Source organism: uncultured Jannaschia sp. (assembly GCF_947494025.1).
Taxonomy (GTDB): domain Bacteria; phylum Pseudomonadota; class Alphaproteobacteria; order Rhodobacterales; family Rhodobacteraceae; genus Jannaschia.
Window position 1 is genome coordinate 123,155 of record NZ_CANLTQ010000002.1, and the last position, 22,793, is coordinate 145,947.

Consider the following 22,793-nt stretch of genomic DNA (forward strand, 5'->3'; position numbering starts at 1 on the left):
GTGGGGGCGGAGCCCCCGCCCATGGGGGGCGGTCGGGGGCTGCCCGGCCTGCGGCCGGGCGGTTATTCTTTGATCCCACCCGTACTAGTATTTTCCTTTTATAAGATCGAGGAGTTCCGCCTCAGCTTTTCGGGCGGCTATACCTCGAACATCATTCTGGGCTAATGCGTATCTATGAATAGCATCGTCCGTACTCATATGTAAAAGGCCGGGGCCATACTGAAGATCAGGGGAGTTTCCAAAAGCAAAGTTGTTGTAGAACAGAGCTTCACTAGTTTTTTCAGTTAGGCGTACTGCGCCAAACGTTGTAACAGGGGCATCACTAACATAAATTTTCCGTCTTTCGAAAAAGTTAGGATGAGTTTGACTTTGAATCCTGCCCCATTTGATAAGCCAATCAAAGGCTATCAAATCATAGATTGACCACTCATACTTAAATTCGCCATAACGCACGCTCGAATGACCATCGAAATTCAATTTCGTAACGATGTCTGCAACAGTGAAGCATTCTGGATCTAAAAATTCAATTGATTCTGAATAATCTATTGGCGGGGGTTCCAGAACATCATCGGACGTTAAAAGTAAGTCATACAACTTCTCGATATTATGCGTCTTGCCGGTCGGAATCTTTCGAAATAGCAGAGCTGCTTTCAAATGCTTCTCAGCAGATTGTAAGGCAGACCAAAGAAAATTCTCTGTTAAACCGTGAAAGAAGAGCACACGAGCAGAAATATAATCTAGATCGCCCGTATTGAAGAATCGGCGTTCTATTATGCGAGAAAACGCTATTTGGGTGGATGCCTCTAGATTGGGCACCGCCTCACACATCCAACTCCCCCGCAAACCTTGCGTTCTCACTAATATACTGAAACCGCATCTCCGGCTTCTTGCCCATCAGGCGTTCCACGAGGTCGCCGGTCTCGCCGGGGAGGTCCTCGTCGATGGAGACGCGGATGAGCTTGCGGGAGGCGGGGTCCATCGTCGTCTCCTTGAGGTCCTTCGCGTCCATCTCGCCCAGACCCTTGAAGCGGGAGACGTCGATCTTGCCGCCGTTCTTTCCCTTGCCGCCCAGACCCTTCTTCAGCCAGGCGTCGCGCTCGGCCTCGTCGAGGCAGTAGACGCGGTTCGCCCCCTGCGTCAGCCGGAACAGCGGCGGGCAGGCGAGGTAGAGGTGGCCGCTGTCGATCATCGGCCGCATCTGGGTGAAGAAGAACGTCATCAGGAGCGCGGCGATATGCGCCCCGTCCACGTCGGCGTCGGTCATGATGATGACCTTGTCGTAGCGCAGATCCTCGATGTCGAAGCGCGAGCCCAGCCCGACGCCCAGCGCCTGCGACAGGTCCGAGATCTCCGCGTTGGAGCCGAGCTTGGAGGACGCCGCGCCGAGCACGTTCAGGATCTTGCCGCGCAGGGGCAGGAGCGCCTGGGTCTTGCGGTCGCGCGCCATCTTGGCGGAGCCGCCGGCCGAGTCGCCCTCCACGATGAAGATCTCGGTGCCGTCGCGCGCGCTCGCCGTGCAATCGACGAGCTTGCCGGGCAGGCGGAGCTTCTTGGTGGCGGATTTGCGGGCCGTCTCCTTCTCCTGCCGGCGGCGCAGACGCTCCTCCGCGCGCAGCACGAGGAAGTCGAGGATGGCGCCCGCGGCCTTGGTGTCGGAGGCGAGCCAGGTGTCGAAGCGGTCGCGGATCGCCGTCTCCACCAGCCGCGCGGCCTCCGTGGTGGCGAGCCGGTCCTTGGTCTGGCCGACGAATTCGGGCTCCGCGATGAAGCAGGAGACGAGGGCCGCGCCCCCGGTGGTCAGGTCGTCGCGGGTGATCTGCGCGGCCTTGCGGTTGCCCGCGAGTTCCCCGTAGGCCTTCACGCCCTTCAGGATCGCGGCCCAGAACCCCTGCTCGTGGGTGCCGCCCTCGGGCGTGGGGACGGTGTTGCAGTAGCTTTGCAGGAAGCCGTCGCGGGAGGGGGTCCAGTTGATCGCCCACTCGACCTTGCCGGGGATGCCGAACCGCTCCCGGAAGTCGACGGTGCCGGCGAAGGGCGCGTCGGCATAGGTCGCGGCGTCGCCCAGCGTTTCCGCGAGGTAGTCGGCCAGCCCGCCGGGGAAGTGGAACGTGGCCCTGGTGGGCGTTTCCCCGTCGTCGATCTCCGACGACCAGCGGATCTCGACGCCGGAGAACAGGTAGGCCTTGGAGCGGATCGAGCGGAACAGCCGCGCGGGCTTCAGGCGGTGGGTGCCGAAGATCTCCGGGTCGGCGTGGAAGGTGGTGGTCGTGCCCCGCCGGTTCGGCGCCGCGCCGATCCGGGCCACGGGCCCCTGCGGGACGCCGCGGGAGAAGCGCTGCTCCCAGAGCTGGCGGTCGCGGGCGACCTGCACTACCATCGAATCGCTGAGCGCGTTGACCACGGAGGCGCCCACGCCGTGCAGGCCGCCCGAGGTCTGGTAGGCCTTGCCGGAGAACTTGCCGCCGGCGTGGAGCGTGCAGAGGATCACCTCCAGCGCGGACTTGCCGGGGAACTTCGGGTGGGGATCGACGGGGATGCCGCGGCCGTTGTCGCGGATCGTGCAGGAGCCGTCGGCGAGAAGCTCCACCTCGATCCGGTTGGCGTGGCCGGCCACCGCCTCGTCCATCGAGTTGTCGAGCACCTCGGCCACCATGTGGTGGAGCGCCCGCTCGTCGGTGCCGCCGATATACATCCCCGGGCGCTTGCGGACGGGCTCCAGCCCCTCCAGCACCTCGATGGAGGAGGCGTCGTAGCTATGGTCCGGCTGGGCGCCGTCGAGGAGATCGTCGGGCATTCTGCTGCTCTATCTTGTGGTGTTCGTGCCTGACTAGGCGAAATGCGGCCCTCGCGAAAGACCGTCCCGGCCGACCCGAAGCCGCCCGCCCGCGATCCGTTCCTGTCGCGCCGGCGTTCACCTCGTCGCGCGCCGCAGGGTTTTCGCGCGGATGCGGAGCCGCTAGACGCGGAGAACCGACAGCTTTTCCGGAGATCCGACATGCCGCACATCCTCCTCACCGGCGGGGCCGGCTATATCGGGTCGCACACCTATGTGGCGCTGCGCGAGGCCGGGTTCGCGGTGACGATCCTCGACGACTTCTCGAACTCCGACGGAGGCGTGATCGACCGGCTCGCCCGTTTGACCGGCGCGGATGTCGACGTGGTGGAGGGAACGGTGCTCGACCGCGCGCTGCTGACGCGGCTCTTCGCGGCGAAGCCCATCGACGGCGTGGTGCATTTCGCCGCCAGGAAGGCGGTGGGCGAGAGCGTGGCGAAGCCGCTCGACTATTTCGAGACGAATATCGGCGGGCTGACGAACCTGATGCTGGCGATGCGGGCGGCGGAGGTCTGGCGCCTCGTCTTCTCCTCGACGGCCACGGTCTACGGCGAGCCGGAGGTCTTTCCGCTGACGGAGGACATGCCGCTCGCCCATACCTCGCCCTATGCCTTCACCAAGGTCACCTGCGAGCGCATTCTGGAGCAGGCGGCACAGGCCGATCCCTGGCTGATCGGCGTCTTGCGGTATTTCAACCCGGTGGGGGCGCATGCGTCCGCGCTGATCGGGGAGGATCCGCGCGGCACGCCGGAGAACCTGATGCCTTATGTCGCAAAGGTCGCGACGGGCGAGATGCCGGAGCTGCGCGTTTTCGGGGATGACTACGACACGCCGGACGGGACTTGCTGGCGCGACTACATCCACGTGATGGACTTGGCCGACGCCCATGTGAAATCGCTGCAGGCGCTGCTGGACGGGCGGGCGCACCGGCTCAACATCGGAACGGGCAATCCCGTCTCGGTGCTGGAGATGCACGGTGCCTATCAGAAGGTCGTCGGGCGCGAGCTGCCCTACCGCATCGCGCCGCGGCGGGCGGGCGATGTTCCGAAGCTCTACGCCGATCCGAGCCGTGCGCGGTCCGAGCTCGGCTTCGAGGCGCGGCGCGACCTGGAGGAGATGTGTCGATCGAGCTGGAACTGGGTGCAGGCCCGCGCGGCGGGCTGGAAGTTCAACTCCTGAGCCGGGCCGCCGACGGGGTGGGTCAGCGCGGACCGGGCTATATCCGGGCAGCGGCGCGCCCGGACCGGAACCGTACGGCCGCCGGCATTCGGGGCCGGATTAATTCCGTATTAAGATTTATTTAGGATACGTTTACCGCGTTATCGACGGATAGGCCGATCAGGCTCGGCGAAAGGGTGGACTTTGGGCGATACGGCACAGACCCTCAACCGATTGCGGACCGGGTCCACGATCTTCTTTCTTGCGGCGCTCGCCGCGGTGTTGGCGTCCTTTGTGGTGGAGCTCGACGTATCGCGCGCGCTGCTGCTCGCCCTGGCGGGATCGCTCGCGGCGATCCCCGCCGCGTTGCAGATCGCGGCCAATGTGGACGCCCGCATGGAGCGCCGCCGGCTGAAGGCCGTGATGGAGTTCCTCGAGTTCGACACCGCCCCGGGCCTGTGCACGGACGAGGCCGGAACCGTGTTCGCGCAGAACGCCGCCGCTATCGACAAGTTCGGCGCGCAGGACGGCGCGGCGATGACGACCGCGCTGGAGGCGCTCTTCGCCAATCCGGACGCCGTCGTCCATCGCCTCCGCCACGCCGCGCGGGGGCAGGGCTCCGCGCACGAGGACGTCGTGACGCGCAGGGGCCATGTCCGCGTGGCGGTGCGCCAAATCCCCGGCGGCCTTCTATGGCGGTTCGTCGACCTCGTGGACCGGCCCGCGCGCGCGCGCGATGGGATCGGCCTGCCGATGCTGGCCTTCGGCCCGTCGGGAACGGTGCTTTACACGAACGAGGTGCTGCGCGCGCAGGTGGGACATCGCGCCGAGCGCCTGCGGGATCTGTTCCAGGACCTGCCTCTCGTGAGCGGTGGTCTGAACCGGCTTCTCACCGACGACGGGCCACAGCCCGTCCGCGTCATCCTGTCGGAATCGGTGAACGGGCGGTCCGAGGTTTTCGTGATGCCGGCGACGGAGCATCAGAACGATCGCGTCGGGCTCGACTCCCTGCCCGTGGCCCTTCTGCGGCTCGATTCCGAGGGCCGCGTCCTGTCCGCCAACCGGCTGGCGCGCGATCTGCTGCCGGCGACCGCGTCCCCCGGAGAGGTCCGGCTCGCCGCCATGGTCGAGGGGCTGGGCCGCAGTGTCCGCGAATGGGTCAGCGAGGCCGCGGCCGGGCGGGGCCTTTACCGCGCGGAGGTGGTGCGGGTGACCGGCGCCGAGGTGGAGACCTACCTGCAGATCACGCTGGGCCGCCCGGTCGACGACGCGGAAGGCGGCCTGCTCGCCGTGCTGAACGATGCGACCGAGCTCAAGACCCTCGAGGCGCAGTTCGTGCAGAGCCAGAAGATGCAGGCCATCGGTCAGCTCGCCGGCGGCGTGGCGCACGACTTCAACAACCTCCTCACGGCGATCTCGGGCCATTGCGACCTGCTGCTCTTGCGCCACGAGGAGGGCGACGAGGATTTCGCGGACCTCAAGCAGATCAACCAGAACGCGAACCGCGCGGCCGCCCTCGTGGGCCAGCTCCTTGCGTTCTCGCGCAAGCAGAAGCTGCAGATGCAGCCGGTGGACCTGCGCGACACGCTGAGCGATCTCGCGCATCTTCTGAACCGGCTGGTGGGCGACAATGTCCGCCTTACGCTGCAGCACGATCCCGGCCTCATTCCGGTCCGGGGCGACCGGCGGCAGCTGGAGCAGGTGCTGATGAACCTCGTGGTCAACGCGCGGGACGCGATGCCCGAGGGCGGCGAGATCCGGATCGAGACCGAGTGCCGCTTCCTGAACCAGCCGCAGACCCGCGACCGGGTGACGATGCCGCCGGGCCAGTACGTGGTCATCACCGTGACCGACGAGGGCTTGGGCATCTCCAGCGACAACCTCGGCCGGATCTTCGAGCCGTTCTTCACGACCAAGCGACCGGGCGAAGGGACCGGCCTCGGCCTGTCGATGGCCTACGGCATCGTGAAGCAGTCCGGCGGCTATATCTTCGCGGATTCCGAACTCGGCGTGGGAACGCGGTTCAGCCTGTACTTCCCGGCCATGCCCGACGACGAGAAGGTCGCCGATCTCGATGACGATCCCGACGAGATGCTCGCGTCGCCCGCCGTCGCGACGCCCGCCGTTCCGGCCAACCCGGTCGATCTGCCGGCGGCGCCCGAACGCCCGGGCAGCCGGGCGGAGGACGGGGACGCCGCGCGCGCTCCGGCGAAGGGCGACAGGGATGCGGGATCCGGGCGCGAGGATGTCGATCCGGGCAGGGCCGGAACCGCGGACGAGGCGGACCGCCTGATCGCCAAGGCGGTCCATGCCGCCCGCGCGAAGACCGGGGGCGGCGCGAACGGGGCGACCGTCGACGCGCCCGCCGAAACGACCGGGGACCGCGCGCGCCCTGTCGTGCTTCTGGTCGAGGACGAGGCGCCGGTCCGGGCCTTCGCCTCCCGCGCGCTTCGCCTGCGCGGCTACGACGTGGTGGAGGCCGAGAACGCCGAATCCGCCCTCGCGCAGCTGTCGGACGCGTCGCTCGTCGTCGACCTGTTCGTGACCGACGTGATGATGCCGGGGCTCGACGGGCCGAGCTGGGTGCGCAAGGCGCTCGAGGACCGGCCCAAGGTGCGGACCGTCTTCATCTCGGGCTACACGCAGGACGCGTTGTCGGAAACCAGCGCCCCCGTGCCGAACGCGACCTTTCTGGCCAAGCCGTTCTCGCTGAACGACTTGACCCGCACGGTGGAGCAGGCGCTGCAATAGGTCATCGGGCCGCCCCCTCCCAAAGCGCGTAATCCGCCGCCCGTTCGTCGCGCAGCCGCGCGGTCAGGGCGGGCGGCAGCGACAGGTCGCCGCCCGGCGAGGCATTCGCGCGCGGAAGCTCGAACGCGAGGTCGAGACGCTCGCGGAGATACGCGACCGCGCGGTCCATCGCCTCGTGCCGGAACAGGTGGTCGACCCCGTCCGCGAGCATCACCGCCTGCGATCCGACGCGCGCGAAGGGGGGTGGATCGGGCGCGAGATGCGCCTCCATGAATTCCGCGAACGTCAGGCCCGCGGTGGAGTTCGCATGGCCCCGCAGCGCGGGCCGGGTGCGGTAGCGGAACCAGCTTCCAAGCCAGTCCCCCGGCTCCCGCACCAGGGCCATCTTCTCCAGCGACCGCCCGTTCCGCTCGAAGAACGGACGCAGCTCGCGGTCGTATCTCCGCACGCCGCAATGTTTCAGTCCCGGCGGATCGACGATCGCCGCGGCCGCGTGCGGGACGAGCGCCGCCTCGAGCGCGGTGGAGCCCGTCTTGGGCACCGCCAGCAGCACGAGACGGGCCTTCCAGAAGATCAACACGTTCGGATTCTCGCTTCCATGCCCTCCCCATCGCGCGAATTAAGGTCGATTTGAATGATTACTTGAATGCGTTCCCCAAACGTTCCATATCCGGTGCAAGCAGAACGATACGAGAACGAAACCCCGATTGCCGCGGCTGCGGCAGCATGCAACAAGGGCCTGATACTATGGGAATGGCGAACCTTATCGACATGGCTGACAAACGCGGCGCGGACAAGCAGAAGGCGCTCGACAGCGCGCTGGCCCAGATCGAGCGGCAGTTCGGCAAGGGCTCCATCATGAAGCTCGGGGGCGACAACGTCCTCAAGGACATCGAGTCGACCTCGACCGGCTCCCTTGGCCTCGACATCGCGCTCGGCATCGGCGGCCTGCCGAAGGGCCGCGTGGTCGAGATCTACGGCCCGGAATCCTCGGGCAAGACGACGCTGACCCTCCATGTCGTCGCCGAGGAACAGAAGAAGGGCGGCGTCTGCGCCTTTGTCGACGCCGAGCACGCGCTCGACCCGCAATACGCCCGCAAGCTGGGCGTCGATCTCGACGAGCTCCTGATCTCGCAGCCCGATACCGGCGAGCAGGCGCTCGAGATCGTGGACACGCTCGTGCGCTCCGGCGCGGTGAGCCTCGTGGTGGTGGACTCGGTCGCGGCGCTGACGCCGAAATCGGAGCTCGAGGGCGACATGGGCGACAGCTCGGTCGGCGTTCACGCGCGCCTGATGAGCCAGGCCATGCGCAAGCTCACGGGCTCGATCTCCCGCTCGAATTGCATGGTGATCTTCATCAACCAGATCCGCATGAAGATCGGCGTCATGTTCGGCTCGCCGGAGACGACCACGGGCGGCAACGCGTTGAAATTCTATTCCTCCGTCCGGCTCGACATCCGTCGCATCGGCGCGATCAAGGATCGCGACGAGGTCGTGGGCAACACCACGCGGGTGAAGGTCGTCAAGAACAAGGTCGCGCCGCCGTTCAAGCAGGTCGAGTTCGACATCATGTACGGCGAGGGCATCTCCAAGATGGGCGAGCTGCTCGACCTCGGCGTGAAGGCCGGCGTGGTCGACAAGTCCGGTGCCTGGTTCAGCTACGGCGACGAGCGCATCGGGCAGGGACGCGAGAACTCCAAGACGTTCCTGCGCGAGAACCCCTCCGTCGCGCTCGAGATCGAGGACAAGATCCGCGCGGCCCACGGCCTCGACTTCAAGATGGGCGCCGACGACAACGACGAGATTCTGGACCAGTGACCGTCCGCCGCGCGCGGACCATGGCCGGATGACGTGACGGGGTCGCCTGCCGGGCGGCCCCGTCTTCGTTGCCCGACTGGACGGGCCGGCATGGCGGCGATAGGACGGCGCGGACCCGCCGCGCGAGGACGAAAGACATGCCCAGCCTGAACGACATCCGCTCGACTTTCCTCGACCATTTCGCGCGCAACGGACACGCCGTGGTCGACAGCTCGCCCCTCGTGCCGCGCAACGACCCGACGCTGATGTTCACCAACTCGGGCATGGTCCAGTTCAAGAACGTCTTCACAGGGGTCGAAAACCGGGATTACAACCGCGCCGCAACGTCGCAGAAATGCGTCCGCGCCGGCGGCAAGCACAACGACCTCGACAATGTGGGCTATACCGCCCGTCACCACACCTTCTTCGAGATGCTGGGCAATTTCAGCTTCGGCGACTACTTCAAGGCCGACGCGATCCCCTATGCTTGGGAGTTGCTCACGAAAGAGTTCGCGATCGACCCTGACCGGTTGCTGGTCACCATCTTCCATACCGACGACGAAGCGGCGGCGTTGTGGAAGAAGGTCGCGGGCTTGCCGGACGAGCGGATCATCCGCATCGCGAGCGACGACAATTTCTGGCGCATGGGCCCGACCGGCCCCTGCGGTCCGTGCAGCGAGATCTTCTACGACCACGGCGATCACATCCCGGGCGGCCCGCCGGGCAGCCCGGACGAGGACGGCGACCGGTTCATCGAGATCTGGAACCTCGTCTTCATGCAGAACGAACAGCTGCCCGACGGCTCGATGCGACCGCTGGACATGCAGTCGATCGATACCGGCATGGGGCTGGAGCGGATCGGCGCGCTCCTGCAGGGCAAGCACGACAATTACGACACCGACCTGATGCGCGCGCTGATCGAGGCCAGCGCGCACGCGACGTCGACGGAGGCGGACGGGTCCGAGAACGTGCATCACCGGGTGATCGCCGACCACCTGCGTTCCACCGCCTTCCTGATCGCGGACGGCGTGATGCCGTCGAACGAGGGGCGCGGGTACGTGCTGCGCCGGATCATGCGACGCGCCATGCGCCACGCGCACCAGGCCGGCGCGCAGGACCCGGTGATGCACCGGCTCGTCCCCGCGCTGGTACAGCAGATGGGGCAGCATTACCCGGAGCTCGGCCGTGCGAAGGCGCTGATCGAGGAGACGCTGCGCGGCGAGGAGGAGCGGTTCCGCGCCACGCTCGATCGCGGCCTTCGCCTGCTCGAGGACGAGGTCGGACGCCTGCCCGCGGGCGGCACGCTTGGCGGCGCGACGGCGTTCAAGCTCTACGACACCTACGGCTTTCCCCTCGACCTGACGCAGGACGCGTTGCGGGAAAAGGGCTTCGCTGTGGACGTGCCGGGCTTCGATGCGGCGATGGCCGAGCAGAAGGCGCGGGCCCGGGCGGCGTGGTCCGGCTCGGGCGAGCAGGCGGATGCGGCGATCTGGTTCGACCTGGCGGAACGTCACGGCACGACCGAGTTCCTCGGCTACGACACGGAGACGGCCGAGGGCGAGATCCGCGCGCTCGTCCGCGACGGGGCGGAGGTGGACGCCGCGACGGCCGGCGAGACCGTCGCCATCGTCATCAACCAGACCCCGTTCTACGCGGAGGCGGGCGGCCAGGTGGGCGATACCGGGATCGTGCGCACGCAGTCGGGCCGCGCGCGGGTGACGGACACGCGCAAGTCCGCCGGTGTCTACATGCATCTGGCCGAGATCGAGGAGGGGCGCATCGAGCGCGGCCAGTCGGCGGAGCTCGCGGTCGATCACGAGCGCCGGTCGGCGATCCGCGCCAACCACTCCGCGACGCACCTTCTGCACGAGGCGCTTCGCGGGGCGCTCGGCGACCACGTCGCGCAACGCGGCTCGCTCAACGCGCCCGACAGGCTGCGCTTCGACTTCAGCCACGGCCGGGCGGTCTCGCTGGCGGAGCTCGCGCGGATCGAGGGGGAGGTGAACGCCTTTATCCGGCAGAACGCCGAGGTGTCGACGCGGATCATGGCGCCCGACGACGCGCGCGCGCTCGGCGCGCAGGCGCTGTTCGGGGAGAAGTACGGCGACGAGGTGCGCGTCGTCTCGATGGGTGCGGAGGACGGAACCGGCAAGGGGGCCGACAAGCGGACCTACTCGATCGAGCTCTGCGGCGGCACGCATGTCGGCCGGACCGGCGAGATCGGCGCTTTCGTCACGCTGGGCGATCAGGCGTCGAGCGCGGGCATCCGGCGGATCGAGGCGCTGACCGGGCAGGCGGCGATGGATTACCTGCGGGCGCAGGATCACCGGGTGGCCGAACTCGCCAATCTGTTCAAGTCCCAGCCCGAGGAGGTCGGCGCACGGGTCCGCGCTCTCATGGACGAGCGCCGCGCGCTCCAGAACGAGGTGGCGCAACTTCGCCGCGAGAAGGCGATGGGCGCGGGCGCGACGGCGCAGGACATCAACGGGATGAAGGCCGTGATGCAGGTGATTTCCGGCGTGTCCGGCAAGGATCTCGGCCCGATGATCGACGCGCAGAAGGCCGCCCTCGGGACCGGCGTGGTCGTGCTGATCGCCGATACGGGCGCGAAGCCCGCGGTCGCGGCAGGGGTCACGAAGGACCTTGCCCACCGGGTTTCGGCGGTCGATCTCGTCAAGGCCGCCGTGGAGGCGCTCGGCGGGCGCGGCGGCGGTGGCCGGCCCGAGATGGCGCAGGGCGGCGGGGCCGACATCGCGCAGGCCGACGCGGCGCTCGACGCGGCGCGGGGCGTGATCAGCGCGGCCTGACGGGGCGATCGGCGGGTTCAGTGCCCCGTCGTGTCGGAAAAGAGCTGCATCACGACGATCCCGGAGATGATCAGGATCAGCCCGGCAATCGCGGGAAGATCGAGCCGCTGCCCGAAGACGACCCAGCCGATCGCCGCGATCAGCACGATGCCGAGCCCGGACCAGATGGCATAGGCGATGCCCACGGGGATCGTCCGGAGGACAAGCGACAGCAGGAACAGCGACACCACGAAGCAGAACAGCGTGACGAGCGAGGGTCCGAGGCGGGTGAAGCCGCCGGAGGCCTTCAGCGCCGAGGTGCCGACGGTCTCGAAGGCGATGGCGAGGATCAGGAGCACCCAGTTCACGTCAGCGTCCGATATAGCGGTCGCGGCGATGGTTGACCGCGATGACGAGGTTCACGATCACCGCGCCCAGAAGCGAGACCAGGGCGAGGAACGGGTCGAGGATCACGAACGCCGTCGCAAAGAGCACCGCGTCGAAGCCAAGTTGCACCCACCCCGCCCGGACCCCGAACCGCTCCTGCATCCAGAGCGCGAGGATGCCGATGCCGCCGAGCGAAGCGCCGTGCCGGAAGATCACGATGAGCCCCATGCCCGTCACGGCGCCCGCGAGCGCCGAGGCGACCCAAGGGTCGAGTCGTTCGAAGGTGACGAAGGACGGCAGCAGCGCGGCGAAGACCGACAGCAGCGAGACCGCGATCACCGTCCGGGCGATGAAGCGCGGTCCCATCCGCCGCCAGCCGAGCACGTAGAACGGCAGGTTCAGGACGAAGAACCAGAGCCCGAACGGCCAGCCGGTCAGGTAGCTTGCCAGGATGCCGAGTCCCGCGGTCTGGCCGGTCACGAGTCCCGCCGACGTCAGCAAGAGCACGCCCAGCGCGCAGAGCGCCGTGCCGAGGAGAATGGCCTGAGCATCCTCGAGGGGCGTGTGCGCGACGGCCGCAGGGCGATGCGGCTCGCGGTTCGGCCAGGGCGTGGAGGTTTCTGCCATGGGTTGGAACGGGTGCGCGGGGCGTGCGCGCTACAGCGCCGCCTGCAGGTTCGCGTCGACCTTTTCGAGGAATCCCATCGTGGTGAGCCATTTCTGATCCGGCCCGACAAGGAGCGCGAGATCCTTCGTCATATGCCCGCTTTCCACCGTCTGGACGATCACGGTCTCGAGCGTTTCCGCAAAGTTGCGCAGCGCCGCGTTGTCGTCGAGCTTGGCGCGGTGCTTCAGCGCGCCGGTCCAGGCATAGATGGAGGCGATGGAGTTGGTCGACGTTTCCTTGCCGGCCTGATGCTGACGGAAATGGCGCGTGACCGTGCCGTGCGCGGCCTCCGCCTCCACGATCTTGCCGTCGGGCGTCATCAGTTGAGAGGTCATCAGGCCGAGCGAGCCGAAGCCCTGCGCGACGGTGTCGGACTGCACGTCGCCGTCGTAGTTCTTGCAGGCCCAGACATAGCCGCCCGACCATTTCAGCGAGGCCGCGACCATGTCGTCGATCAGACGGTGCTCGTACCAGATCTTCTTCGCCGCGAACCGGTCCTTGAACTCGGCGTCGAACACCTCCTGGAAGATGTCCTTGAAGCGCCCGTCATAGACCTTCAGAATCGTGTTCTTCGTGGACAGATAGAGCGGCCAGCCCCGGTTCAGCGCGTAGTTCATGGAGGCGCGGGCGAAGTCGCGGATCGATTCGTCGAGGTTGTACATCGCCATCGTCACCCCGGACCCCGGCGCGTCGAAGACCTCGTGCTCGATCTCCTGCCCGTCCTCACCGACGAACTTGATGGAGAGCTTGCCCTTGCCCGGAAAGCGGAAATCGGTGGCGCGGTACTGGTCGCCATAGGCGTGGCGGCCGACGACGATGGGCTTGGTCCAGCCGGGCACGAGGCGGGGGACGTTGCGGCAGATGATGGGTTCGCGGAAGATGACGCCGCCGAGAATGTTGCGGATGGTCCCGTTGGGCGAGCGGTACATGCGCTTCAGCCCGAACTCCTCCATCCGCGCCTCGTCCGGCGTGATGGTGGCGCATTTCACGCCGACGCCGACCTCCTTGATCTTCTCAGCGGCGTCCACGGTGACCCGGTCGTCGGTCTCGTCGCGCGCTTCCATGCCGAGGTCATAGTAGAGCAGGTCGACGTCTAGGTAGGGCAGGATCAGCTTGTCCTTGATGAATCGCCAGATGATGCGGGTCATCTCGTCGCCGTCGAGCTCGACGACAGGGTTTTCGACCTTGATCTTGGACATGGGGTCTCCGGAATTGCGCCAGACGTTGCGAGGGTCGTAGCGCATCCCCCGGGCGGGGGCCAGCGACGGGGCGGAACGATCCGGGCGGTTGGAGAGGCCCGCCCGCAGGCGCGTCCGGGCCGGCGGCCGTGCGGCCGTGGCGCCATGAACCGGCGGCGCCTGTTTGGATGGCCGTCGGGGGCGGCGCCATCCTTCGCGTTCGGATGGGCCGCCCGCATCGACGGGGTGCCGGACGCATGGCCCGACACCCCGCCGATCCCCCGCGCCGTCACGAGGAAAGGGCGCAAGGCGTTTCGGCGGGCCCGAAGGATTTCCGCGCTAGCCGGCGAAGAAGGCGGCGATCCTGCGGGAAATCCAGGTCCAGAGGTCGGGCGCGCCGCGCGCGATCTCCGGTCCGATCCGGGCGCGAATCGCGTCCTCCGACACGTCGTAGTCGCGCCAGGACCCGCCGCCGGCGGCGAGATTCAGATTCGGCGGCTGGAACCTGTCGAGCGCCTTGGCGAACCGGGCGTCCGGCGTCTCGGCCGCCTCGAACTCGTTCCAGAGCGCGCGGAACAGGGCGCCCTGCGACGCGGGCAGGAGGCCGAAGATGCGGTCCGCGGCCGCCCGTTCGGCGCGGGCCTGCGCGGCGGCGTCCCCGGCCTTCGCGGCATAGATCGGCGTGTCGCCGGCGTCGATCTCGACCAGATCGTGCAGGAGCAGCATGCGGATGACGCGATCGATGGACACGCCGTCGGGGGCGTGCGGCGCGAGCGTCAGGGCGAACAGCGCGAGGTGCCAGGAATGCTCCGCCGAGTTCTCGGCCCGCGTGCCGTCCACGACACGGGTCGCGCGCTCGACCGAGGAAAGGCGGCCGGCCTCCAGAAGGAAGGCCATGCGATCGTCGAGATCAGCCAACGTCGGGCGGCACCGGCCGGGCGGCCGTGTCCTGCGATGGGTGCCGGTCGTCGAACCCGGCCATACGCTCGGCGAGGAGCCGGTCGGCCCGGAGCGCCGCGCGCTGGACCCGGAGCGAGGTGTGGAACGCGTCGCGCAGCGTCTGGCACGTATCGTCGAGGCTTCGCGACAGGAGCGCGACGACGTCCTCGTCCCCCGTCTTCTCGACATGGGCGATCACGCGCGCGGCGAGCTTGTCGGCCAGCTCCTCGGTCAGGCTCACGCGCGCCTCACCGCGTGGTCTCGGTCATGCGCCGCGCGACGTAGCTCTTCACCGATGCGATCATCGGGTCCATGTACGGATCCTCGAAGAAATGCCCCGCGCCTTCCATCTCCTCGTGGGTGATCGTGATGCCCTTCTGCTCATGGAGCTTGTTGACCAGCGCCAGCGTGTCCGCGGGCGGCGCGACACGGTCAATGGACCCGTTGATGACGAGGCCGGAGGCGGGGCAGGGGGCGAGAAAGCTGAAATCGTAGCGGTCGGGCTGCGGCGACACGGAGATGAAGCCCGTGATCTCCGGCCGGCGCATCAGAAGCTGCATGCCGATCCACGCGCCGAAGGAGAAGCCCGCGACCCAGCAATGCTTGGCGTTCGGGTTGAGCGCCTGGAGATAGTCGAGCGCGGAGGCCGCGTCGGAAAGCTCGCCGATGCCCTGATCGAACTCGCCCTGGCTTCGGCCCACGCCGCGGAAGTTGAAGCGCAGAACCGTGAAGCCGAGCTCCTGGAACGCGTAATGCAGGTTGTAGACCACGCGGTTGTTCATCGTGCCGCCGAATTGCGGATGCGGATGCAGCACGATGGCGATCGGGGCGTCCTTGACCTTCTGGGGGTGATACCGGCCTTCGAGGCGACCCTCGGGGCCGGGGAAGATCACTTCGGGCATGGGCGCTCCTGTCGCTTCGGTCGGTTGACGCGGAACGGGCCCGGACGATAAACCCGTCCGACCGATTTTCCGTGGTGGCACGAGGTAAGCCCTGTGCGCCGAGGCGTCAATCGGAGTGAGGGGGCGTCGATGAAGCTGAGCACCAAGGGGCGATACGCGATGGTGGCGCTGGTCGACCTCGCGCAGCGGGACGCGGGGACGACGGCGTCGCTGTCGGAGATCTCCAGACGGCAGGACATCTCGCTGCCCTATCTGGAGCAGCTTTTCGTGAAACTGCGGCGGGCCGGTCTGGTCGAGTCCATCCGCGGCCCGGGCGGCGGCTACCGACTGGCGCGGGCCGCGTCCGAGATCCGGGTCTCCGACGTGCTCGAGGCGGTCGACGAGACCGTGAGCGCGTTGCATACCGGGGCGGCCGCATCGGGCGGCCTGTCGGGCAGCCGTGCGCAGTCGATGGCGAACCGGCTCTGGGAATCGCTTTCGGCGCATGTCTACGTGTTCCTGCACCAGACGCGCCTGTCGGACGTTGTGGGCAACGACCTCGTCCCCTGTCCGGCTGTCCCCTCCCTGCTCCAGGTGGTCGACGAGTAGCGACCCTCCGGGCTTCGCCCGGGTTCGGAGTACTTGCATCAGGAAGAAGGAGGCGCGGATGGCCGAGCGGGTCTACCTCGACTGGAACGCGACGGCGCCGCTCCGGCCGGAGGCGCGCGCGGTGACGATCGCCGCGATGGACGCGATCGGCAATCCCTCCTCCGTCCACCACGAGGGCCGGCAGGCGAAGGCCATCGTCGAACGCGCCCGCGCGCAGGTCGCCTCCGCCATGGGCGCGGACGGATCGGACGTCGTCTTCCTGTCCGGCGCGACCGAGGCCGCGGCGCTTGCCATGTCCGGACGCGATCTTGCCACGGCGCTCGTCGAACACGAGGCGGTGGCGGCCTGGGGCGACGGCACGCTGCCCGTGGGGCCGGACGGCCGCGTGTCGTTGCGCGACCCGGCTGCCAGCGCTCTGCAGGCGGCCAATTCCGAGACCGGAGTGATGCAGGATCTGCCGTCCGGACTCGCGGTCAGCGACATGACGCAGGTCTTCGGCAAGGTGCCGGTCGCGTTCGACTGGTCGGGGATCGGCATGGCGCTCGTCTCCGCGCACAAGCTGGGCGGACCGAAGGGAATCGGGGCGCTCGTCCTGCGGCGCGGTCTTGATGTCACGAGCCGGATCCGCGGGGGCGGACAGGAGATGGGGCGCCGTTCGGGAACGGAGAACGTGGCGGCCATCGCCGGCTTCGGCGCGGCGGCCGAAGCGGCGATGCGCGATCTGGAGGCCGGCACGTGGGACGGGGTTGCGCAACTTAGAACTTTTCTAGAAACAAGTCTTGCGGGCGCGGGCGCACCGACTACCTTGGTGGGTGACGGAGCCGCGCGCCTGCCGAACACGTCCTGCCTGATTACGCCCGGGTGGAAAGGCGAGACGCAGGTGATGGCGCTCGATCTGGCGGGGTTCGCGGTCAGCGCGGGCTCGGCCTGCTCCAGCGGCAAGGTGCGCGAAAGCGCGGTGCTGCGGGCGATGGGATACGGTCCGGGCGAGGCCGATTGCGCGATCCGCGTGAGCCTCGGTCCGGATACGACGGAAGAACAGGTGGCCCGGTTCGTCGAGGCGTTCCGACGGTTGCGAGACAGGAGACGGCGATGACGGTACTTGACGAGATGCGTGCGAAGGAAGGCGTCGACGCCGAAACGGTGGAGCGGGTGAAATCGCTGTCCGGCACCTACAAGCACGGCTGGAACACCGAAATCGAGATGGATTATGCGCCGAAGGGTCTGAGCGAGGACATCGTGCGCCTGATCTCCGAGAAGAACGGCGAGCCGGACTGGATGCTGGAATGGCGGCTGGAAGGCTATCGGCGCTGGGTCGGCATGAAGGAGCCCAAATGGGCGATGGTCCAGTATCCGGAGATCGATTTCCAGGATCAGTATTACTACGCCCGCCCGGCCTCCATGCTGGAGAAGCCGAAATCGCTGGACGATGTCGATCCCAAGCTTCTCGAAACCTACAAGAAGCTGGGCATTCCGCTGAAGGAGCAGGCGATCCTCGCGGGCGTCGAGCCGGAGCCGGGCGAGGAGGACCGCAAGGTCGCCGTCGACGCGGTGTTCGACTCCGTGTCCGTGGGCACGACCTTCCAGAAGGAGCTCGCCAAGGCGGGCGTGATCTTCTGCTCGATCTCCGAGGCGGTGCGCGAGCATCCGGAGCTTGTGAAGAAATATCTGGGCTCCGTCGTTCCGCAATCGGACAATTACTACGCGACGCTGAACTCCGCCGTCTTCTCCGACGGATCCTTCGTGTACATTCCGAAGGGCGTCCGCTGCCCGATGGAGCTGAGCACCTATTTCCGCATCAACGCGGAGAATACCGGCCAGTTCGAGCGCACGCTGATCATCGCGGAGGAGGGCAGCTACGTCTCCTACCTCGAAGGCTGCACCGCGCCGCAGCGTGACGTCGCGCAGCTTCATGCGGCGGTGGTGGAGATCGTCGTGCTCGACGACGCGGAGGTGAAGTACTCGACGGTGCAGAACTGGTATCCGGGCGACGAGAACGGACGCGGCGGCATCTACAACTTCGTCACCAAGCGCGCCGATTGCCGGGGCGACCGGTCCAAGGTCATGTGGACGCAGGTCGAGACCGGGTCCGCCGTGACGTGGAAGTATCCGTCCTGCATCCTGCGGGGCGAGGCGAGCCAGGGCGAGTTCTACTCGATCGCCATTGCCAACAACTTCCAGCAGGCCGATACCGGCACCAAGATGGTGCATCTGGGCAAGAACACCCGGTCGCGGATCGTCTCCAAGGGGATCAGCGCGGGCAAGGCGCAGAACACTTATCGCGGTCTCGTGTCGATGCATCCGAAGGCCAAGAACTCGCGCAACTACACCCAGTGCGACAGCCTTCTGATCGGGTCGGAATGCGGCGCGCACACGGTGCCTTACATCGAGGTGCGCAACAACTCCTCCCGCGTGGAGCACGAGGCGACGACGTCCAAGGTCGACGACGACCAGATGTTCTACTGCCGCTCCCGCGGCATGGACGAAGAGGAGGCGGTGGCGCTGGTCGTCAACGGCTTCTGCAAGGAAGTGCTGCAGGCATTGCCGATGGAGTTCGCGATGGAGGCGCAGCAGCTCGTCGCCATTTCGCTCGAAGGGTCGGTCGGATGAGCATCTGGGGCAGCAAGCGCGAGCCCGAGGTGATCTCCACGACCACCCCGACCATCGAGGGACGCCGCATCACCGCGTATCACGGCATCGTCGTGGGCGAGGCCATTCTCGGGGCGAACGTGTTCCGCGACATGTTCGCGGGCATCACGGACATCCTCGGCGGCCGGTCGGGATCCTACGAGAAGTCGCTGCGCGAGGCCCGCGCCATCGCCGTCGGCGAGATGGAGGCACAGGCCGCCGAGCTCGGCGGGAACGCGGTCGTCGGTGTCGATCTGGACTACGAGGTTGTCGGCAAGGACAGCGGGATGTTGATGGTTTCCGCGTCGGGCACTGCGGTCACCACGGAATGAACGTCGCGCCGCAGGGCGCTGGAAGGATTACGATATGCTTGAGATCAAGAACCTGCATGTGAAGCTCGAGGAGGAGGACAAGGCGATCCTCCGGGGCGTCGACCTGACCGTCGAGGCTGGCAAGGTGCACGCGATCATGGGGCCGAACGGGTCCGGCAAGTCGACGCTGAGCTACGTGCTCTCGGGTCGTGACGGCTACGAGGTGACCGAGGGCAGCGCGACGCTCGACGGCGAGGAATTGCTGGACATGGAGCCGGAGGAGCGCGCCGCCATCGGCCTGTTCCTCGCGTTCCAGTATCCGGTGGAGATCCCGGGCGTCGGCAACATGACGTTCCTGCGCACAGCCGTGAACGCGCAGCGCAAGGCGCGGGGCGAGGAGGAGGTCTCCGCGGGCGACTTTCTGAAGCTCATCCGCGAAAAGGCGAAAGCGCTCAAGATCGATGCCGACATGCTGAAGCGTCCGGTCAACGTGGGCTTCTCGGGCGGCGAGAAGAAGCGCAACGAGATTCTTCAGATGGCGATGCTGGAGCCGAAGATGTGCATCCTCGACGAGACCGATTCCGGCCTCGATGTGGACGCGATGAAGCTCGTGGCGGACGGCGTGAACGCGCTGCGCGACGAGGGGCGCGCCTTTCTTGTCATCACGCATTATCAGCGGCTTCTGAACCACATCCGGCCGGACGTCGTGCATATCATGTCCGAGGGCCGGATCGTGCAGACCGGCGGCCCCGAGCTCGCGCTCGAGGTCGAGGAAAACGGCTACGGCAACATCCTCGAGGGGGCGGCCTGATGGCGGCGGACCCGAAGCAACAGGCGACCGAAGAGCGTCTCGCCGCGCTGACGCTGCCCGAGGGCGGCGGTTGGCTCGGCGCGGCACGCAAGGATGCGCTCGGACGGCTCGAAGCCGTGCGGCTGCCCGGCCGGCGCGACGAGTACTGGCGCTACACGAACCCCGCGCCGCTGGTGCAGGCGGCCCCTGCGCTCGACGTGCCGGATCAGGTCGAGGACCCGTTCGAGGGGGTCGATGCCCTTGTCGTGACGATCGACGGCGACAACATCGAGATCCCCGGTGAGTTGCCGGCGGGGCTGGAGATCGGCACGCTGGCGGATGCGGCGCGGGCCGACATCCACTGGGCGAAGGAGCTCTACGGTCATCGCGAGGCGGCGGGGTCCCGTCCGGTCTCGCGCCCGCTCGCGATGCTGAACTCGGCCTTCGCGACGAACGGCCTCGTGATCCGCGCGACGGGCAAGGTCGCGATGCCGATCCATGTCCGCACCGGCGGCGGCACCGACCCGATCCTGCATCACCTTGTCAAGGTCGAGACCGGCGCGTCTGTTACCGTGCTGGAAAGCGGGATCGCAGGCGCGCGCTCGAACATCGTGACCGAGATCGACGTCGCGGACGACGGCACGTTCCACCACATCCGCGTCGACGGGCCGACCCGCGCGCGGCACGGCAACACGCACCTCTTCGCCCGGCTCGGGGCGGAAAGCACGTTCAAGTCCTTCACGCTCTCGGCGCATGGCGAGCTTACGCGCAACGAGGCGGTGGTCGAGCTGACGGGCGACGACGCGGTGAGCCACATCGCCGGCGCGGCCTTCGGGCAAGGCGATTTCCACCATGACGATACGGTCTTCGTCATCCACGATGCGGAGAATTGCGAAAGCCGCCAGGTCTATAAGAAGGTCCTGCGCGACGGCGCCGTCGGCGTGTTCCAGGGCAAGATCCTGGTCAAGGAAGGCGCGCAGAAGACCGACGGCTACCAGATCAGCCAGTCGCTGCTTCTGGACGACGACAGCGTGTTCCTCGCCAAGCCGGAACTCGAGATCTATGCCGACGACGTGGCCTGTTCGCACGGCTCGACCACCGGCGCGATCGACGAGACGGCGCTCTTCTACCTGCGCTCGCGCGGCGTGCCGGAGCGGGCGGCGACCGATCTGCTGGTGCTGAGCTTCCTCGCCGAGGCGCTGGAGGAGATCGAGGACGAGACGCTGCGCGCGAATATCTCCGGGCGGCTGGCCGATTGGCTGTCCCGCGACTGAGATGTCGGTGACGCGCGACATCCCGCGGGCGTGGCTCCGCCCGCGCGCGGTGATGGCCGAGCGTCTTGCGCAGGGGCCGAGCGAGCGGGTGGCCTTTGTCTATCTCGCCGCTGGCTCCTTGCTGGGCTTCGTCGCGCAGCTGCCCGCTCTCGTCCGGCGGGCGCAGGCGTCCGATCCGGCCTTCGAGGCGGCCCTCCTCTCCGAAAGCGCGCGGGTCGGCGTGGACATCCCCGCCGACCTCGTGGATGCCAAGTTCGAGGCGCTGGTCTCGGGCGCGGTCATGGCCTGGATCTTCATCGTGCCGATCGCGCTCTACATCCTCGCCTTCGCCTCGCATCTCGTCGCGCGGGTCGCGGGCGGGCGCGGAACCGGGCTCGGTGCCCGGATCGCGCTTTTCTGGGCGTTCCTCGCGGTCGTGCCGGCGCTGCTGCTCCTCGGCCTGACGACGGGCTTCGTCGGACCGGGTGCGGCACAATCGCTCGTCGGCCTTGTCGCGCTTGGCGGGTTCGTCTGGGTCTGGCTCAATTCCCTCTACGTTGCGGAGACCCTCTGATGTTCGATGTCGACGCCGTTCGCGCGCAATTCCCGATCCTCTCGCGTGAGGTGAACGGCAAGCCGCTCACCTATCTCGACAACGGCGCCTCGGCGCAGAAGCCGAAGGTCGTGCTCGACACGATCCAGCGCGCCTACGGCGAGGACTACGCCAACGTCCATCGCGGGCTGCACACGCTGTCCACGATCTCGACCGAGAACTACGAGAAGGTTCGCGGCACCGTCGCCCGGTTTCTTCGCGCCCCGTCGGAGGAGGACATCGTCTTCACCTCTGGCACGACGGAGGGGATCAACCTCGTCAGCTACGGCTGGGCCGCGCCGCGAATGGAAGCGGGCGACGAGATCGTGCTGTCGGTCATGGAGCATCACGCCAACATCGTGCCTTGGCATTTCCTGCGCGAAAGGTTGGGTGTGAAGCTCGTCTGGGTCGACACCGCGCCCGACGGCTCGCTCGACGCGGAGGCCGTGCTCGACGCGATCACCGAGCGCACGAAGCTCGTCGCGATTACCCATCTGTCGAACGTGCTCGGCACCGTCGTCGACGTGCGCGCCATCTGCGCCGGCGCGCGGGAACGGGGTGTGCCGGTCCTTGTCGACGGCTCGCAGGGGGCGGTGCATCTGCCGGTGGACGTGGTCGAGATCGGCTGCGACTTCTACGCGATCACCGGACACAAGCTTTACGGCCCCAGCGGGTCGGGCGCGATCTACATCCGTCCCGAGCGAATGGCGGAGATGGTGCCTTTCATGGGCGGCGGCGACATGATCCGCGAGGTGACGCGCGACACTGTGGTCTACAACGATCCGCCGATGAAGTTCGAGGCGGGCACGCCCGGCATCGTTCAGACCATCGGGCTGGGCGCCGCGCTCGAATGGATGATGGGTCTGGGCGTGGAAAACATCGCCGCGCACGAGGCGCGGTTGCGCGACTACGCGCAGGACCGCTTGCGCGGGTTGAACTGGCTCAACCTGCAGGGCGAGGCGCCGGGCAAGGCCGCGATCTTCAGCTTCACGCTCGACGGCGCGGCGCATGCCCACGACATCTCGACCGTGCTCGACAAGAAGGGGGTCGCGGTCCGCGCCGGCCATCACTGCGCCGAGCCGCTGATGCGCCATATGGGGCTGAGCGCGACCTGCCGGGCGAGCTTCGCGGTCTACAACACCGAGGCAGAGGTCGACACGCTGGTCGACGCGCTGGAGCTGTGTCACGACCTTTTCGCCTGACGTGCGGGGACGACATGGCCGCGCGATCTGC

Annotated in this window: 21 protein-coding genes; 12 read left to right on the top strand and 9 right to left on the bottom strand. The window is 67.3% G+C overall.

The features are described 5' to 3' along the window. Positions 1-84: 84 nt before the first annotated feature. Together Q1B08_RS04290 and Q1B08_RS04295 are read right to left on the bottom strand one after the other, a co-directional pair. Positions 85-816 (bottom strand): HEPN domain-containing protein, encoded by a 732-nt coding sequence (locus Q1B08_RS04290; protein ID WP_299815278.1) that lies wholly within the window; start codon positions 814-816, stop codon positions 85-87. Positions 817-820: 4 nt separating this feature from the next. Continuing rightward, positions 821-2,794, bottom strand: coding sequence for a DNA topoisomerase IV subunit B (locus Q1B08_RS04295; protein WP_299815281.1), 1,974 nt, complete (start codon positions 2,792-2,794; stop codon positions 821-823). A gap of 201 nt (positions 2,795-2,995) precedes the next feature. On the opposite strand from Q1B08_RS04295, the gene galE reads away from it, so the two are divergent. Further along, positions 2,996-4,012 carry a UDP-glucose 4-epimerase GalE gene (gene galE / locus Q1B08_RS04300; RefSeq protein ID WP_299815284.1) on the top strand — a complete coding sequence of 339 codons (1,017 nt, stop codon included), beginning with the start codon at positions 2,996-2,998 and terminating at the stop codon, positions 4,010-4,012. Between the two features lie 183 nt (positions 4,013-4,195). Then, a complete protein-coding gene (locus tag Q1B08_RS04305) occupies positions 4,196-6,742 on the top strand; it encodes an ATP-binding protein (RefSeq protein ID WP_299815287.1) in 2,547 nt (848 codons plus the stop codon). A gap of 1 nt (position 6,743) precedes the next feature. On the opposite strand, the gene Q1B08_RS04310 is transcribed toward Q1B08_RS04305, so the two are convergent. After that, positions 6,744-7,322 (bottom strand): gamma-glutamyl kinase, encoded by a 579-nt coding sequence (locus Q1B08_RS04310; RefSeq protein ID WP_299815290.1) that lies wholly within the window; start codon positions 7,320-7,322, stop codon positions 6,744-6,746. A gap of 167 nt (positions 7,323-7,489) precedes the next feature. Here Q1B08_RS04310 and recA point away from each other — a divergent pair, with 167 nt between their 5' ends. Together recA and alaS are read left to right on the top strand one after the other, a co-directional pair. After that, positions 7,490-8,560, top strand: a complete 1,071-nt coding sequence (recA, locus tag Q1B08_RS04315; RefSeq protein ID WP_299815293.1) for a recombinase RecA — start codon at positions 7,490-7,492, stop codon at positions 8,558-8,560. Positions 8,561-8,697: 137 nt separating this feature from the next. Next, positions 8,698-11,346: an alanine--tRNA ligase gene (gene alaS, locus Q1B08_RS04320; protein WP_299815296.1), complete on the top strand. Its 2,649-nt coding sequence runs from the start codon at positions 8,698-8,700 to the stop codon at positions 11,344-11,346. 17 nt (positions 11,347-11,363) lie between these two features. Here alaS and Q1B08_RS04325 read toward each other — a convergent pair whose 3' ends face one another. From Q1B08_RS04325 to Q1B08_RS04350, 6 genes are all read right to left on the bottom strand, one after another. Further along, on the bottom strand, positions 11,364-11,693 hold the full coding sequence (locus Q1B08_RS04325; protein WP_299815299.1) for a multidrug efflux SMR transporter: 330 nt from the start codon (positions 11,691-11,693) through the stop codon (positions 11,364-11,366). Between the two features lies 1 nt (position 11,694). Beyond that, positions 11,695-12,339 (bottom strand): YitT family protein, encoded by a 645-nt coding sequence (locus Q1B08_RS04330; RefSeq protein WP_299815302.1) that lies wholly within the window; start codon positions 12,337-12,339, stop codon positions 11,695-11,697. Between the two features lie 30 nt (positions 12,340-12,369). Continuing rightward, on the bottom strand, positions 12,370-13,578 hold the full coding sequence (locus Q1B08_RS04335) for an NADP-dependent isocitrate dehydrogenase (protein WP_299815305.1): 1,209 nt from the start codon (positions 13,576-13,578) through the stop codon (positions 12,370-12,372). Positions 13,579-13,896: 318 nt separating this feature from the next. Continuing rightward, positions 13,897-14,475 carry an HD domain-containing protein gene (locus Q1B08_RS04340; RefSeq protein ID WP_366139967.1) on the bottom strand — a complete coding sequence of 193 codons (579 nt, stop codon included), beginning with the start codon at positions 14,473-14,475 and terminating at the stop codon, positions 13,897-13,899. Further along, the gene (locus Q1B08_RS04345) at positions 14,468-14,737 is read right to left on the bottom strand and encodes a hypothetical protein (protein WP_299815308.1); all 270 of its coding nucleotides are present in this window, start codon (positions 14,735-14,737) and stop codon (positions 14,468-14,470) included. Before Q1B08_RS04345 ends, Q1B08_RS04340 begins: the two co-directional genes overlap by 8 nt. Positions 14,738-14,744: 7 nt before the next feature. Continuing rightward, a complete protein-coding gene (locus tag Q1B08_RS04350; RefSeq protein ID WP_299815311.1) occupies positions 14,745-15,398 on the bottom strand; it encodes an alpha/beta hydrolase in 654 nt (217 codons plus the stop codon). Between the two features lie 129 nt (positions 15,399-15,527). Here Q1B08_RS04350 and Q1B08_RS04355 point away from each other — a divergent pair, with 129 nt between their 5' ends. Genes Q1B08_RS04355 through Q1B08_RS04390 form a run of 8 tightly spaced genes read left to right on the top strand, consistent with a single transcriptional unit; the run spans position 15,528 to position 22,762 of the window. Beyond that, complete coding sequence (locus Q1B08_RS04355; protein WP_299815313.1) at positions 15,528-15,986, top strand: Rrf2 family transcriptional regulator; 459 nt, start codon at positions 15,528-15,530, stop codon at positions 15,984-15,986. Between the two features lie 58 nt (positions 15,987-16,044). After that, the gene (locus tag Q1B08_RS04360) at positions 16,045-17,082 is read left to right on the top strand and encodes an aminotransferase class V-fold PLP-dependent enzyme (RefSeq protein WP_299815316.1); all 1,038 of its coding nucleotides are present in this window, start codon (positions 16,045-16,047) and stop codon (positions 17,080-17,082) included. Continuing rightward, the gene (gene sufB, locus Q1B08_RS04365) at positions 17,079-18,596 is read left to right on the top strand and encodes a Fe-S cluster assembly protein SufB (protein ID WP_299815319.1); all 1,518 of its coding nucleotides are present in this window, start codon (positions 17,079-17,081) and stop codon (positions 18,594-18,596) included. Before Q1B08_RS04360 ends, sufB begins: the two co-directional genes overlap by 4 nt. A gap of 29 nt (positions 18,597-18,625) precedes the next feature. After that, the gene (locus Q1B08_RS04370; protein WP_299816340.1) at positions 18,626-18,946 is read left to right on the top strand and encodes a heavy metal-binding domain-containing protein; all 321 of its coding nucleotides are present in this window, start codon (positions 18,626-18,628) and stop codon (positions 18,944-18,946) included. A 34-nt stretch (positions 18,947-18,980) separates the two neighbouring features. Next, entirely contained in the window at positions 18,981-19,736 is a 756-nt protein-coding gene (sufC, locus tag Q1B08_RS04375) for a Fe-S cluster assembly ATPase SufC (RefSeq protein ID WP_299815322.1), read from the top strand. Continuing rightward, positions 19,733-20,989 (top strand): Fe-S cluster assembly protein SufD, encoded by a 1,257-nt coding sequence (gene sufD / locus Q1B08_RS04380; protein WP_299816342.1) that lies wholly within the window; start codon positions 19,733-19,735, stop codon positions 20,987-20,989. Before sufC ends, sufD begins: the two co-directional genes overlap by 4 nt. A gap of 1 nt (position 20,990) precedes the next feature. Continuing rightward, positions 20,991-21,542 carry a YIP1 family protein gene (locus tag Q1B08_RS04385; protein ID WP_299815325.1) on the top strand — a complete coding sequence of 184 codons (552 nt, stop codon included), beginning with the start codon at positions 20,991-20,993 and terminating at the stop codon, positions 21,540-21,542. After that, positions 21,542-22,762: a cysteine desulfurase gene (locus Q1B08_RS04390; protein ID WP_299815328.1), complete on the top strand. Its 1,221-nt coding sequence runs from the start codon at positions 21,542-21,544 to the stop codon at positions 22,760-22,762. Before Q1B08_RS04385 ends, Q1B08_RS04390 begins: the two co-directional genes overlap by 1 nt. Positions 22,763-22,793 lie beyond the last annotated feature (31 nt).